Raw genomic sequence first — 12,834 nt, 5'->3', positions numbered from 1 at the left:
GCTCAGGACGCCGAGTGTGCACACTCGACACGTAGTCGCTCGGCGTCAGTTCGGTTGCGCCGCGTGGCGATTCGGGTCCAGCACGTCGACGCCGTCGGTCTCCCAGGCCTGCCGCATGGCCTCGGCGCCTTTGAGCCGCACCCACGCCGCCTCGGTCGCGGTGATCGGCGTCGCGGAGAGAAACACCACCGGGTCGCGCGGCGGCTCGAGCGGTAGATCCGCAATGTCGCTGCGGCCCAACAGAACAGCCGTGAAGGGCACCCGTTGCGACGGCAATTCCCACAGCGGCGAGCCGAGATCGATCAGCGCGTTAGGGACGAGCACCACACCGTCGACGGCCGGCGAGGCCGCCAGTATCGCCAGGCTGCGGGCAATTCCGGTGGCCGGCCCGGGATTTCGCAGACGGAGCACGATCTCGGCGCGCGGGCCGCGCTGCGGGTCGACGACGATCTCGGTGGGATCGCCCATCGGGTGGCGCGAGCACCCCAGCGACACGTACTGCACCAAGCCGTCTTTCGCGCGAAAGCGCAGCACCTCCATGGGCTCGGTCCCCAGGAATGTCACGCTCGCCGAATCGGGCTCGCCCCACTGTCCGGCGTTCGCGAAGTGGTCGCGCAGGTGCGCCCGTACCTGGTCCAGGAGCTGCGTCACTGTCCCGCAGGCAGGGTCAGGTTCGCTCCGGAATCGGCGTCGAACACGGCGAGTTTAGCGGTGTCGAAGGCCAATTCGACCGACTGGCCGATCAGCGCCTTCGACTCGGCGGGAACCCGTGCCACAAACTGGTTTTCGACTACCTCCGACTCGGCGGCCAGCTCGTCGAGTTGCGCCGAATGCAGGTCGCATCCGGTGGTGGTGAAGTACACGTACTTGTCGGCCCCGAGCGATTCGACCAGGTCGACCTTCACCTCGAAGGTCGTCGCCGTGATGCGCTGGTAGCCGTCGATCAGCGCCGCGTCCAGCAGGTGCTCGGGGCGCACCCCGACGATGACGTTTTCCGGTTTCGGGTGCCCGGCAACCACATCCTGGACTTCCGGGGTCAGCATCACATCACCGAAGGGCAGCGTGAGTCCGGCCGACGTCAGGGTGCCGGGGAAGAAGTTCATCGGCGGCGAGCCGATGAACCCCGCGACGAACAGATTCGCCGGACGCTCGTAGAGCTCCCCGGGCGTGCCGATCTGCTGGGCGACACCGCCGTGCATCACCACGACCCGATCACCCAGCGTCATCGCCTCGGTCTGGTCGTGGGTGACGTAGACGGTGGTGGTGCCCAGCCGGCGCTGTAGCCGGGCGATCTCGCCGCGCATCTGCACCCGAAGTTTGGCGTCCAGATTGGACAGCGGCTCGTCCATCAGAAACGCCTTCGGGTGACGCACGATGGCCCGGCCCATCGCGACCCGCTGCCGTTGCCCACCTGACAACTGGGAGGGCTTGCGGTCCAGAAGTTCGCTCAGGTCAAGGATTTTCGCCGTCTCCTCGACTTTCTGCGCGATGTCGGCCTTCTTCATCTTCGCCAGGGTCAGCGGGAAGGCGATGTTCTGCCGAACGGTCATGTGCGGGTACAGCGCATAGGACTGGAACACCATCGCGATGTCGCGGTCCTTGGGCTCCTTCTCGTTGACTCGTTCGCCGCCGATCCGCAGCTCGCCCGACGAGATATCCTCAAGGCCGGCAATCATATTCAGCGTGGTGGTTTTGCCGCACCCGGACGGGCCGACCAGGATCAGGAATTCGCCGTCGGCGATGGTGAGGTTCAGGTCCCGCACCGCCGTGTGCCCGTTGGGGTAATTCTTGTTGACGTGCTCCAGCACAATCTCGGCCATCGCGCTATCCCTTCACGGCGCCTGAGGTCAACCCGGCGACAATCCGTCGTTGGAAGATTAGAACAAACACGATGATCGGCACCGTAATCACCATGGCACCGGCCGCGATTGATCCGGTTGGTTCCTCGAACTGCGAGCTGCCCCCGAAGTTCGCGATCGCCACCGGCGCGGTGATCGCCGCCTTGGTGGCGGTCAGCGACAGCGCCAGCAGCAGGTCGTTCCAGGCGAAGATGAACACCAGGATCGCCGCGGTGACCAGCCCGGGCGCCGCCAGCGGGACGATGACCTTGCGGAAGGCCTGCGCCGGCGTGGCCCCGTCGATCTTGGCTGCCTTCTCCAGATCCCAGGGGATCTCCCGGAAGAATGCCGACAACGTGTAGATGGCAAGCGGCAACGCAAAGGTGATGTAGGGCAGGATCAGTCCGGGCCAGGTGTCGAAAAGCCCGGCCCAGCGTTCGATTTCGAACAGCGGCGTGACCAAGGAGATCGCCGGGAACATGGTGATCAGCAGCGTGGAGCCGATCAGCACCCGCTTGCCGGGAAAGCTCAGCCGGGCAATCGCGTAGGCCGCCATCGCGCCGAGGGCCACCGCGATCGCGGTGGCGGTCAACGCGATTCCGATCGAGTTGATCAGCGCCGAGGTGAAGACGTCGCCGCGGAAGATCCCGCGATAGTTTTCCAGCGTCACCGACGACGGAATCAGCTTGCCGTCCCGGACTGTTGACGTCGGCTTGAGGGACAGACTGAGAATCCAGAGCACCGGTAGCAGCGCATACACCACGACCGCGGTGTTGACGACCGCCCACATCGCGGTGCGCCGCGCGTCAGCGCCCATCGACGTCACCGCCCGGGGCCGCGGCGCCGAACACCTTGATGAAGATCAGCGCGATGATGCCCACACAGACGAAGATCAGCACGCTGATCGCCGAACCGAGGCCGACGTCGAAGCCTTCAAACAGGTTGTCGTAGCCCAGGATCGACACCGAGCCGGTGTTGTTGTTGCCCTCGGTCAGCACGTAGATGTTGTCGAAGATGCGAAAGGCGTCCAGGGTCCGGAACAGCAGCGCGACCACGACCGCCGGCTTGATGATCGGCAGCATGATTCGGGTCAGCCGCCGCCAGGCGCCGGCGCCGTCGACCTGCCCGGCTTTCAGCAAATCCTCTGGCACCAGCGCCAACCCGGCCAGCAACAGCAGCGACATGAACGGCGTCGTCTTCCAGACCTCGGCGAGGACGACGATGCCCAGCGACGGGATCTGCGCGGTGAGCGGCGCGCTGCCGTGCGGTAGCAGGTTGGCCAGATAGCCGGTGCCCGGCGTCCAAGCGTAGTACCAGCTGTAGGCGGCGACCACGGTCACGATGCCGTACGGCACCAGCACCGCGGTGCGAACCACGCCCCTGCCGATCAGGGTGTGATGCATCACCAGGGCGAGCGCCAGGCCGAGCACGAACTCGAGCGACACCGAGACCACCGTGACGGTCAGCGTCACCGCCAGCGCCGTCCACCAATACCGGTCGCTGAGGATCGTTTGGTAATTGGCCAGACCGATGAACCTGGTGTCGTCGGGGGTGGCCAGATTGTTGTGCTGCAGGCTCAGCCAGATCGCGTAACCGATCGGATAGGCCGTCACCGCCAGCATCAGGGTCGCCGCGGGCGCCACGAGGAGGAAGGCCAGTCGTTGCTCGGGCGGGCGATTCCGGAGTTGGGGCACGCGACTCACGGCAGCAGCCCCTTCCCGTCGATGGCCTTGCGCACCTGCGCGGCGAGCTCCTCGGCCGTTTGCTCCGGATCGATCTCGGTAATGGGGCTCAGTGCCGCCGCCAGCCGGATGGACATCGCCTGGTAGGCCGGCGTTGCGGGGCGCACCGCGGCATCGGTCAACTGCTGGCGAATGATCGTGTACATCGGATACTTGGTCTGGAATTGCGGGTCGGAGTAGACCGACGTCCGCACCGCCGGCAGACCGCCCCCGATCGAGATGTACTTCTGGTTCGCCAAGCTGCGCAGGCACCTGATGGCTTCGAAGGCTTCGGCCCGGTGCCGAGTCGTGCTGGCCACCGCCAGGTTCAGCCCGCCGATCGTCACCTTGGCCGGCCGGTTCGGCACCACACCGGGGTAGGGCGCGAAGCCGAACACCTTTTGGCTGGCTTGATAGGCGATTTCGAACTGTTCGTCGCTGGGCGCGAAACTGCCGAACTGGTTGATGCTGCCGGCCAGCGCCGGATTCTGGTTGAGCGGAAGGAAGTTCACGCCACCCTTGACCGCGTTCTCCAGCATCGACGCCAATACGTAGGGCCAGTTGACTTCCAGCGCGGCGTTGCCCTGTTCGACGGCCAGTCGCGCCGTGCTGGAGTCGGTCCGGGTGATCGACGGGTCGGCTCCCGGGGCGGTGGCCACCGCCTTGAGGATTCGCAGCGCGCTGACGGTGGCGGCCCGGTGCGCGGGCGTATCGGTCAGCGTGACGTGGCGACCGTCTTCGGAGAGCACCTGGCCGCCCGCGCTGACCAGCAGCGTGTTGAACCACACCACCAGACCCTCATCCTCGTGGGCCTGCACGGCGATCCAGCTGGGCCGGCCCGCGGCGTGCAACCGGGTGGCCTCGGCGACCATGCCGTTCCAGTCGTGTGGCGGTTGATGCACCAAATCCGGCCGATACCACAGTAATTGGGTGTTGGTCGTGATGGGCGCGGCGTAGAGCTGGTGTTTCCAGACCGCGGTCGCGAGTGGGCCCGGCAGGGTGTCGACGCTCACGTCGGCCTCGGCCCGGCCGGCCGGGTCGTCGGACAGCGGCAGCGCCCAGCCCGCTTCGGCGAACTCCGCGGTCCAGACGACGTCCAGCGACATCACGTCCAGCGTGCGGTCATGGCCCGCAAGCCGGCGGGCGTATTGCAACCGCTGCGCGCCGGGGGCTCTGGGGAGGCTGATGTGCGCGACCGTGTACCGGCCATCGGCATCCTGGCTGCAGCGCCGGGCCACTTCGTCGAACGTCGCGCCGTCGGCGGCCGGGGTGTAGAAGGTGATCACCACCCCGCCGTGGCCGGACCCGCAGCCGGACAGCGCGATGCTCAGCATCGCCAGCACGATTGCGCCTACTCGGCGCACCGGCCCGTGGCGACTCGGCACCAAATTATCCGGCCGTCAGATCGCCAGGCGCGCAAGCAAATCCCGAGCCCTCTCGGCGTTCTGCGGATCGCAGAGGACATCGTAACGGCCGGCGACCAACTGCATTGTCGAACTGAAATCCCTTGTGCCACGGGCCATTGCATAGGGAACAGCGGACGTGATCAAACCGAAGAACACCCCGGCGACCAAACCGGTCACCAGCGCGCCCCACGGGCTGGGACTGAAGAAGCCGAGCACCAACCCGATGAACAGCCCGAGCCAGGCCCCACTGAGCACACCGCCGCCGAGCACCTTGGGCCATGTCAGCCGGCCGGTGACCCGTTCCACCTGCATCAGATCGACGCCGACGATGGTCACCTGCTGCACCGGGAACTGCTGTTCGGACAGGTAGTCGACGGCGCGCTGCGCCTCGGCGTAGGTGGGATAGGAGCCCACCGGCCAGCCCTTGGGCGGAGTCGGCAACTGCGGCACACCGCGCCGTCCCGCGGCCCCGCCGGTCGGCGTTGCGCCGGGCACTTGGCCGGGCTGGAAAGGACTAGTCATCAGCGCTCATTCTCCTACGCCGAGGCGGTAGTTTCACCTCGGCCCTCCCACCCTATCGAGCCAGCCTGCAGGCTAGGTTGAACACCATGACAGCTCCCGGCGGCGCCAGTGGCGAAGACGCCGCGGATCCGCATGCCGCCGGCGGGCAGCGCCCTGAGCAGCCAGGATGGGCAACGCCGTGGGATTCCCCGGGAGCACCGCCGCCGGCCGACTATCCGCCGCCGCCGTACCCGCCGCCCGGATACGTGCTCGACTACCCGCCGGGCACCCCGCCGTTCGGCTACCAGCAGCCGCCCGGTGGCCCGTCCTACCCGCCGGGGCCGGCGCAATTCGGCGGCCCCCCACCGAACTACGGTCCCCCGCCGTATCCCGGCGGCTATTACCCGGCACCGGATTATCCGGGCGATTACTGGTCGGCTGAGGCCGTCCGGTCCGGCACGAACGGGATGGCGATCGCCGCGCTGATCTCGTCGTTCACCGGGTTGTTCTGCTGCGTCGGCGGAATCGTGGCCATCGTGCTGGGCACCATCGCGATCGACCAGATCAAGCGGACCCGCCAGGACGGATACGGCATGGCCGTCGCGGGCATTGTGATCGGCATCGCAACCTTGGTGGTGGCTCTGATCGTGATGATTTTTGCGGTGCATTCCCATTAGCCGGGCACGCCAGAGCCTGTTCGCTGCCATCGCGCGACGGGCTGCCTAGGCTCTCTCCCATGGCATCGGTCAACAGGGTGTACGTGGCGCGGCTGGCGCGGATGTTGGTGTTGGGGCCGATGGGCGAAAACTTCGGGCGCATCCGCGATGTCGTGATCAGCATCAGCATCGTGCGCCAGCAACCGCGGGTGCTGGGCCTGGTCGTCGATTTGGCCACCCGCCGCAGCATCTTCATCCCGATTCTGCGGGTCGCCGCGATCGAGCCCAACGCCGTGACCCTGAACACCGGAAGCGTGTCACTGCGCCACTTCGAACAGCGTCCGGGCGAGGTGCTGGCGATCGGTCAGATCCTCGACACCCCCGTCACGGTCAACGACCCCGAACTCCCGGAGCTGGTCGGGCGCGACGTCGTGATCACCGATCTCGGCATCGAGCAATCCCGGACCCGCGACTGGCTGGTGACCAGGATCGCGGTGCGAAGCCAGCGTCGGCTCGGCCGCCGCGGCCCGGCGCACGTGGTCGACTGGCAAAGCGTGCACGGGCTGACGCCGTCGGCGTTGGCGATGCCCGGGCAGGCGGTCGCGCAACTGCTCAACCAATTCGAGGGTCGCCGCGCGGTCGACGTCGCCGACGCCATTCGCGGGCTGCCGGTCAAGCGGCGCACCGAGGTGTTCACCGCCCTGAGCGACGAGCGATTGGCCGACATCCTGCAGGAGTTGCCCGAGTCGGAGCAGGCCGATGCGCTGTCGCACCTGGGCACCGAGCGCGCGGCCGACGTGCTCGAGGAGATGGACCCCGACGATGCCGCCGACCTGCTCGGCGAGCTGAATCCGACCGATGCCGAGCTGCTGCTGGCCCGGATGGACCCCGACGAATCCGCCCCGGTGCGAAGGCTTTTGAAACACTCTCCGGACACCGCGGGCGGGTTGATGACCTCCGACCCGGTGGTGCTGACCGCCGACACCACGGTGGCCGAGGCGCTGGCCCTGGTCCGCGATCCCGACCTCACCCCCGCGCTGTCGTCGATGGTGTTCGTGACGCGTCCACCGACGGCTACGCCCACCGGGAAGTACCTGGGCTGCGTCTCGCTGCAGAAGCTCCTGCGCGAACCGCCGAGCGACTTGGTCGGCGGAATCGTCGACAGTGACCTGCTCACCCTGGCCCCGGAGACCACCCTCGCGTCCGTGACGCGCTACTTCGCCGCCTACAACCTGGTGTGCGGACCCGTCGTCGACGATCAACGCCACCTGCTCGGGGCTGTCACCGTGGACGACCTGCTCGATCACTTGCTGCCACACGACTGGCGCGCGCACGCCCAAGAGCTCACCGCCGCGGTCCGAGGTGCCGAAGCAATCGAGGGGGCCCCGTGAGCAAATCGCCGGCGATGCGACGGCTGTACACCCCGCGGACCTCGCGCGGGCTCTCGCTGCGAGTGGACCCCGAGACAGTCGGGCAGAGCACCGAAGCCATCGCGCGCTTTTTCGGCACCGGCCGCTACCTGCTGATCCAGACCGTCATCGTGATCGTGTGGATCGCGATCAACCTGGCCGCCGCGAGTCTGCGCTTCGACCCGTACCCGTTCATCCTGCTGAATCTGGCCTTCTCCACTCAGGCCGCCTATGCCGCGCCGCTGATCCTGCTGGCCCAGAACCGCCAAGAGAACCGGGACCGGGTCGCACTCGAAGAGGATCGTCGTCGCGCCGCCCAGACCAAGGCCGACACCGAGTACCTGACCCGTGAGCTGGCCGCGCTGCGGCTGGCGATCGGCGAGGTCGTCACGCGCGAATATCTGCGCGACGAGCTGGAAGAACTGCGTACCCTGCTGACCGGCCCGGACAAGCACATCCCGATGGAGGAGCCGCCGTCGCGCCGGTGATCACCCGGTTCAGACCAGCGGCCGACCACTAAGAGATCCCCGTGAATACCGAATCCACCATTGCGCCACTCCCGTAACAAGAGTTATGTATGGTGATCTAGTTCACGAAGCTAAGAGCAGGTTTCCAGCAGCTCACAGGGCCCCCGGCGGCCCACACACATAGGACGGTGGAGTGCGCATAGGGGGTCGCTTGGGTGCACGCCGGGCCGTTGCGGCGGTGCGGAAGCGGGGGCTTCCGGTAACCCGGGCACAGGTATTCAGCGTCGCCGTGATCAGTCCGTTGGTGTTCGCGGGCGCGGTCGGCGCCACGCCCGAGCCGCTACGCGGACACGGTAAGAGCCCCATCCCGTCGGTGCATGCGGTCATCACTCCGGTCGCCGCCGTGTCTCCCAGCGTCCCCGATCTGTCCGGTCCGGTCGTCATCGCGATCGATCGGGCGCCGACGGCGTTCCACGTCGCGGCGGGCGCCACCTCGGCACCGCCACCACCTAGGGTGGTGAATGCGCCTGGCGCACTGGGCATTCCGATGATGGCGCTGACCGCCTACCGCAACGCCGAACAGAAGATGGCCGTGTCCGACCCGGCCTGCGGCGTCAGCTGGAACCTGCTGGCCGGTATCGGGCGCATCGAGTCCGGGCACGCCAGCGGCGGCGCCGTCGACGCCCGCGGCACCGCGGTCACCCCGATCTACGGCCCCTCGCTGGACGGCACGTTGCCCGGCAACGAGGTCATCATCTCCAGCAGCGTCGGCAATCGCGTCACGTACGCCCGCGCGATGGGGCCCATGCAGTTCTTGCCCGGCACCTGGGCGCGCTACGCCGCCGACGGCGACGGCGACGGCATAGCCGACCCGCAGAACCTGTTCGACTCCACCCTGACGGCCGCCCGCTACCTGTGCAGCGGCGGGCTGAACCTGCGCGACCCCGCCGGGGTCATGGCCGCGATCCTGCGCTACAACAATTCGACTGCCTACGCCCAGAACGTGCTGGGCTGGGCCGCGGCCTACGCCACCGGCGTCGTCCCGGTCGACCTGCCGCCGATCACCGGACCGCCCCCGCCGCTGGGCAACGCGCACGACGAGAACCCGGAGGGGCTCGGGCCCGGTCTGCCGATCAACATGATCGGCCTGCCCCAAGACGACCCGTACGCACGGATGCCGCTGATCGACCTGACCGGCCAGCCGCAGCAGCTCAACCCGTCGTCGCCGATGTTCCCCTGGATGACGCCCCCCGCCCAGGTGCCGACGCAGGGGCACATGCCCGGGTGCACGGTGATCTGCATCAACTCGACCCCGCCGCCGGGTGCGCCGCAGCTGGGACCGCAACCGTTTGGGCCGATGGCCCCGCCGAACGCCGCCCCGCCGTGGGCACCGCCGGTCGCACCGCCACCGCCGGTCGCACCGCCACCGCCGGTCGCACCGGCGGCCCAGGCGCCCGCCGCGCAACAGGCGCCCACTCCGGCCGGCTGACGCCTGCCAGCCGGTCAATAGCCGAGCCCGCCTACACTCGGCGGTGATGTCCCGCCATGACTCCTCTGGTTCGCAAGACGACCGCACCGCCGCCGTTCGCGCCGCGCTGGGCAAGGTGATCGACCCCGAATTGCGGCGTCCCATCACCGAACTCGGCATGGTCAAGAGCATCGACATCCAGCCCGACGGCGGCGTACACGTCGGGATCTACCTGACCACCGAGGCCTGTCCCAAGAAGACCGAAATCAGCGAGCGGGTCAGCCAGGCCGTCGCGGACGTCCCCGGCACTGGGGCGGTGAAGGTCAGCCTGGACGTGATGAACGACGAGCAGCGCACCGAGCTGCGCAAGCAGTTGCGCGGCGACGCCAGCGAGCCCGTCATCCCGTTCGCCCAGCCCAGCTCGCTGACCCGGGTCTACGCCGTCGCGTCGGGCAAGGGCGGCGTCGGAAAGTCCAGCGTCACGGTCAACCTGGCCGCCGCGATGGCCGCGCGCGGCCTGTCGGTCGGCGTGCTCGACGCCGATATCCACGGCCATTCCGTCCCCCGGATGATGGGCACCACCGACCGGCCCACCCAGGTCGAGTCGATGATCCTGCCGCCGATCGCCCACGAGGTGAAGGTCATCTCGATCGCCCAGTTCACCGAGGGCAACACCCCGGTGGTGTGGCGTGGGCCGATGCTGCACCGGGCGTTGCAGCAGTTCCTGGCCGACGTCTACTGGGGCGATCTGGACGTGCTGCTCCTCGATCTGCCGCCCGGCACCGGCGACATCGCGATCTCGGTGGCGCAGCTGATCCCCAACGCGGAGATCCTGGTCGTGACCACGCCGCAGCTGGCCGCCGCCGAGGTCGCCGAACGGGCCGGCAGCATCGCGCTGCAGACCCGCCAGCGCATCGTCGGTGTCGTCGAGAACATGTCCGGGCTGGTGCTGCCGGATGGCTCGACCATGCAGGTGTTCGGCGAGGGTGGCGGCAAGCAGGTCGCCGAGCGCCTGACCCGCGCGGTGGGCGCCGACGTGCCGCTGCTGGGCCAGATCCCGCTGGACCCGGCGCTGGTCGCCGCGGGTGATTCCGGCGTACCGATCGTGCTCAGCGCACCGGATTCGCCGGTGGGCAAGGAGTTGCGCGGCGTCGCCGACAAGCTGTCGTCGCGAAAGCGGGGATTGGCGGGCGTATCGCTGGGGCTCGACCCGACCCGAAAGTAAGACCGTTACGCGCCGCGAGCGTAAGCAGGCCGCGATTTCGGGCCCCGCATTAACAGTGCGCTGACGCTCGCGAGGTGTTCAGGTCGCGTCGGTGTCGAACGGCGCCGGGCCCTGCTGCCCGACCCCGAACGTCGGGCTCCCGTTCGGCCTCGCTGCCGGTTCCGAGGGCGGCGGCTGCGCCGCGGCTCCGTTGACCGGCCGCTCGAAATTGCCGGTGAACAGCGAATCGTCGCCGTCCAGCAGGTGTTTGGTCAGCGCCGCCCGCGGCGTCATGCCCCGCAGTTTCTGTAGCTCGCTCAGCGGGCCGCGCAGGTCGTCGAACTCGGGGCCGATGTCCTCGCGCAGCTGGCTGGTGACGCCGCTGAGGTAGTCGCGGGCCTGCCGCAACGCGGTCGACGCCCAGCGAATCGCGCCCGGAAGCCGTTCCGGGCCAAGGATTACCAGCCCGACCACGACGAGGACGAGCATCTCCCCCCAGCCGACATTGGCGAACATCAGCCGCTGTCGGCGTCGGGTTTGACGGTCAGGGTGACGTTGCGGCCATCGCGGACCACCTCGATCGGCGCGTCCTGCCCGATGCTCAGCTGGCGCACGGCGACGACGAACTCGTCGGCGTCGGCGACCTTGCGGCTACCGACCTTGACGATGACGTCGTTCTCCAGGATTCCGCCCTTTTGTGCCGGGCTGCCCGCCTTCACGTTGGCGACCTGGGCACCGGCGGCGATGGAGTTGCTCACCGAGCGGGTGCTGACGCCGAGCGTCGGGTGCACGATCTTGCCGTCTTTGATCAGCGTCTGCGCGACCGCCTTGACCTCGTTGACCGGGATCGCGAAACCCAGCCCACTTGCGCTGTCGGACAACGACTTTCCTGCTGTGTCGATGCCGATCACCTGAGAGTCCATGTCAATCAGCGGACCACCGGAGTTGCCGTGGTTGATCGAGGCGTCGGTCTGCAGGGCGTCGATGACGGTGTCGGTGTCAGATCCCTCGCCCGACAGCGGGACGGGGCGGTGCAGTGCGCTGATGATGCCGTGCGTCACGGTGCTGCGCAGGCCGAGCGGTGCACCCGCGGCGATCACCTCGTCGCCGACGCGCACCTTGTCGGAGTCGCCGAGCCGCGCCACGCTCAGATTGTCGACGTTGTCGACCTTGAGCACGGCCAGGTCGGTCTTCGGGTCGCGGCCGACCAGGTTGGCGGGCACTTCCTTACCGTCGTTGAACACCACGGTCGTCTTGAACTGGCTGGGGTTGTTGGCGGCCTCGGAGATCACGTGGTTGTTCGTGACGATGTAGCCGCGGCCGTCGATGACGACGCCGGAACCCTGCATGCCTTCCTGTTCGCTCTTCGACTCGATGGTCACCACCGAATTGGCGGTCGCGGCCGCCACCTTCGCGAAGCGGCCCGCGGGCTCTTCGGTGTTGTTGTTGGTCGCCAGCGTCACCTTGGAGGTGGTGAAGGCTTCGACGACCTCGGCGGTCTTGTTGCCGATCAGCCCGCCGACCGCGCCGATGGCCAGCGCGACGACGAACAGGACGGCCAGCGCGAGGTAGGACACCTTCTTGCCGAACAGGACGTCGCGCACGCCCAGCTTGCCGCCGTACCCCGACGGCGTGTGCGCGGTGGTCTGGGCGACGGCCGGGGTTCCCAGCGCCGCCGCGGCGCCCGGGTCCCGCCACGGATCGTCCGACGCGTCCTCGTCGTAACCGTTCTGCTCGGCCGCCAGCGCGGTGGCGTCGACGGGGTGGCGCTGCAATGTCTCGGTGCCGCCGACCGGCTTGCTGAAGGCCTCCTCCAGCACCGGGTCGCGGCGTTGATCGTGCGGACTGAACTCGCCCTGCTCGCGGTATTTCGTCGGGCGCACTCGCTCCGCGACGAACGATCCCTGCAGCCCGTCGGGGCGACCGAAGGCCTGACGCGATGCGGGGTCGACCGGCGGCCGGGAAATGGGGCGCGGCGCCAGCCGGTTGGCTCCGTTGTCGCCGCCGTCTTTCCCCTGATCAAAGCCTTGGTCGGCGGTCATGAATCCTCTACTTGAGTGCTCGAAACGGGCCTCGCACAGGGCCCCTGTCCAGGGCGAGCACCAGGCACAGAATTGTCCGTGTCCACCCTAGTATCCACGGTCGCTAACCGGTCGGCATGAAC

General features: G+C 68.1%; 13 protein-coding genes. 5 read left to right on the top strand and 8 right to left on the bottom strand.

Annotated elements, in window-relative coordinates:
* Positions 1 to 45 precede the first annotated feature (45 nt).
* Genes G6N55_RS24260 through G6N55_RS24235 form a run of 6 tightly spaced genes read right to left on the bottom strand, consistent with a single transcriptional unit; the run spans position 46 to position 5,487 of the window.
* Entirely contained in the window at positions 46 to 651 is a 606-nt protein-coding gene (locus tag G6N55_RS24260) for a suppressor of fused domain protein (RefSeq protein ID WP_085221022.1), read from the bottom strand.
* Positions 648 to 1,820 carry an ABC transporter ATP-binding protein gene (locus G6N55_RS24255; RefSeq protein ID WP_085221023.1) on the bottom strand — a complete coding sequence of 391 codons (1,173 nt, stop codon included), beginning with the start codon at positions 1,818 to 1,820 and terminating at the stop codon, positions 648 to 650. Before G6N55_RS24255 ends, G6N55_RS24260 begins: the two co-directional genes overlap by 4 nt.
* 4 nt (positions 1,821 to 1,824) lie before the next feature.
* Positions 1,825 to 2,655 (bottom strand): carbohydrate ABC transporter permease, encoded by an 831-nt coding sequence (locus G6N55_RS24250; protein WP_085221024.1) that lies wholly within the window; start codon positions 2,653 to 2,655, stop codon positions 1,825 to 1,827.
* On the bottom strand, positions 2,645 to 3,541 hold the full coding sequence (locus G6N55_RS24245; RefSeq protein WP_232078825.1) for a carbohydrate ABC transporter permease: 897 nt from the start codon (positions 3,539 to 3,541) through the stop codon (positions 2,645 to 2,647). The genes G6N55_RS24250 and G6N55_RS24245 overlap by 11 nt, the downstream gene beginning before the upstream one ends.
* Positions 3,538 to 4,947 (bottom strand): extracellular solute-binding protein, encoded by a 1,410-nt coding sequence (locus G6N55_RS24240; RefSeq protein ID WP_139826720.1) that lies wholly within the window; start codon positions 4,945 to 4,947, stop codon positions 3,538 to 3,540. Before G6N55_RS24240 ends, G6N55_RS24245 begins: the two co-directional genes overlap by 4 nt.
* Positions 4,948 to 4,959: 12 nt before the next feature.
* Positions 4,960 to 5,487: a general stress protein gene (locus tag G6N55_RS24235; protein ID WP_085221026.1), complete on the bottom strand. Its 528-nt coding sequence runs from the start codon at positions 5,485 to 5,487 to the stop codon at positions 4,960 to 4,962.
* 86 nt (positions 5,488 to 5,573) lie between these two features.
* On the opposite strand from G6N55_RS24235, the gene G6N55_RS24230 reads away from it, so the two are divergent.
* The 5 genes from G6N55_RS24230 to G6N55_RS24210 all read left to right on the top strand — a co-directional run bounded on the left by G6N55_RS24230 (position 5,574) and on the right by G6N55_RS24210 (position 10,691).
* Positions 5,574 to 6,143 carry a DUF4190 domain-containing protein gene (locus G6N55_RS24230; RefSeq protein ID WP_085221027.1) on the top strand — a complete coding sequence of 190 codons (570 nt, stop codon included), beginning with the start codon at positions 5,574 to 5,576 and terminating at the stop codon, positions 6,141 to 6,143.
* 59 nt (positions 6,144 to 6,202) lie between these two features.
* Positions 6,203 to 7,513 carry a magnesium transporter MgtE N-terminal domain-containing protein gene (locus G6N55_RS24225; RefSeq protein ID WP_085221028.1) on the top strand — a complete coding sequence of 437 codons (1,311 nt, stop codon included), beginning with the start codon at positions 6,203 to 6,205 and terminating at the stop codon, positions 7,511 to 7,513.
* The gene (locus tag G6N55_RS24220; RefSeq protein ID WP_085221029.1) at positions 7,510 to 8,019 is read left to right on the top strand and encodes a DUF1003 domain-containing protein; all 510 of its coding nucleotides are present in this window, start codon (positions 7,510 to 7,512) and stop codon (positions 8,017 to 8,019) included. Before G6N55_RS24225 ends, G6N55_RS24220 begins: the two co-directional genes overlap by 4 nt.
* Before the next feature lie 172 nt (positions 8,020 to 8,191).
* Positions 8,192 to 9,487 (top strand): lytic transglycosylase domain-containing protein, encoded by a 1,296-nt coding sequence (locus tag G6N55_RS24215; protein WP_085221030.1) that lies wholly within the window; start codon positions 8,192 to 8,194, stop codon positions 9,485 to 9,487.
* Positions 9,488 to 9,533: 46 nt separating this feature from the next.
* The gene (locus G6N55_RS24210) at positions 9,534 to 10,691 is read left to right on the top strand and encodes an Mrp/NBP35 family ATP-binding protein (RefSeq protein ID WP_139826721.1); all 1,158 of its coding nucleotides are present in this window, start codon (positions 9,534 to 9,536) and stop codon (positions 10,689 to 10,691) included.
* A gap of 78 nt (positions 10,692 to 10,769) precedes the next feature.
* Here the strand turns inward: G6N55_RS24210 and tatB are convergent, their stop codons facing one another.
* A complete protein-coding gene (tatB, locus tag G6N55_RS24205; RefSeq protein WP_085221032.1) occupies positions 10,770 to 11,186 on the bottom strand; it encodes a Sec-independent protein translocase protein TatB in 417 nt (138 codons plus the stop codon).
* On the bottom strand, positions 11,186 to 12,712 hold the full coding sequence (gene htrA / locus G6N55_RS24200; protein WP_085221033.1) for a serine protease HtrA: 1,527 nt from the start codon (positions 12,710 to 12,712) through the stop codon (positions 11,186 to 11,188). The genes tatB and htrA overlap by 1 nt, the downstream gene beginning before the upstream one ends.
* Between the last annotated feature and the right edge of the window lie 122 nt (positions 12,713 to 12,834).

Source organism: Mycobacterium florentinum, from assembly GCF_010730355.1.
Taxonomy (GTDB): domain Bacteria; phylum Actinomycetota; class Actinomycetes; order Mycobacteriales; family Mycobacteriaceae; genus Mycobacterium; species Mycobacterium florentinum.
Note: the sequence above shows the minus strand (reverse complement) of the source record. Positions and strands in the feature narration are given on the sequence as shown.

Bases quoted from the DNA above. Each gene is read 5' to 3' on its own strand.
- G6N55_RS24255 (WP_085221023.1), bottom strand. From the start codon at position 1,820: ATGGCCGAGATTGTGCTGGAGCACGTCAACAAGAATTACCCCAACGGG.
- G6N55_RS24250 (WP_085221024.1), bottom strand. From the start codon at position 2,655: ATGGGCGCTGACGCGCGGCGCACCGCGATGTGGGCGGTCGTCAACACC.
- G6N55_RS24235 (WP_085221026.1), bottom strand. From the start codon at position 5,487: ATGACTAGTCCTTTCCAGCCCGGCCAAGTGCCCGGCGCAACGCCGACC.
- G6N55_RS24230 (WP_085221027.1), top strand. From the start codon at position 5,574: ATGACAGCTCCCGGCGGCGCCAGTGGCGAAGACGCCGCGGATCCGCAT.
- G6N55_RS24225 (WP_085221028.1), top strand. From the start codon at position 6,203: ATGGCATCGGTCAACAGGGTGTACGTGGCGCGGCTGGCGCGGATGTTG.
- G6N55_RS24210 (WP_139826721.1), top strand. From the start codon at position 9,534: ATGTCCCGCCATGACTCCTCTGGTTCGCAAGACGACCGCACCGCCGCC.
- tatB (WP_085221032.1), bottom strand. From the start codon at position 11,186: ATGTTCGCCAATGTCGGCTGGGGGGAGATGCTCGTCCTCGTCGTGGTC.
- htrA (WP_085221033.1), bottom strand. From the start codon at position 12,712: ATGACCGCCGACCAAGGCTTTGATCAGGGGAAAGACGGCGGCGACAAC.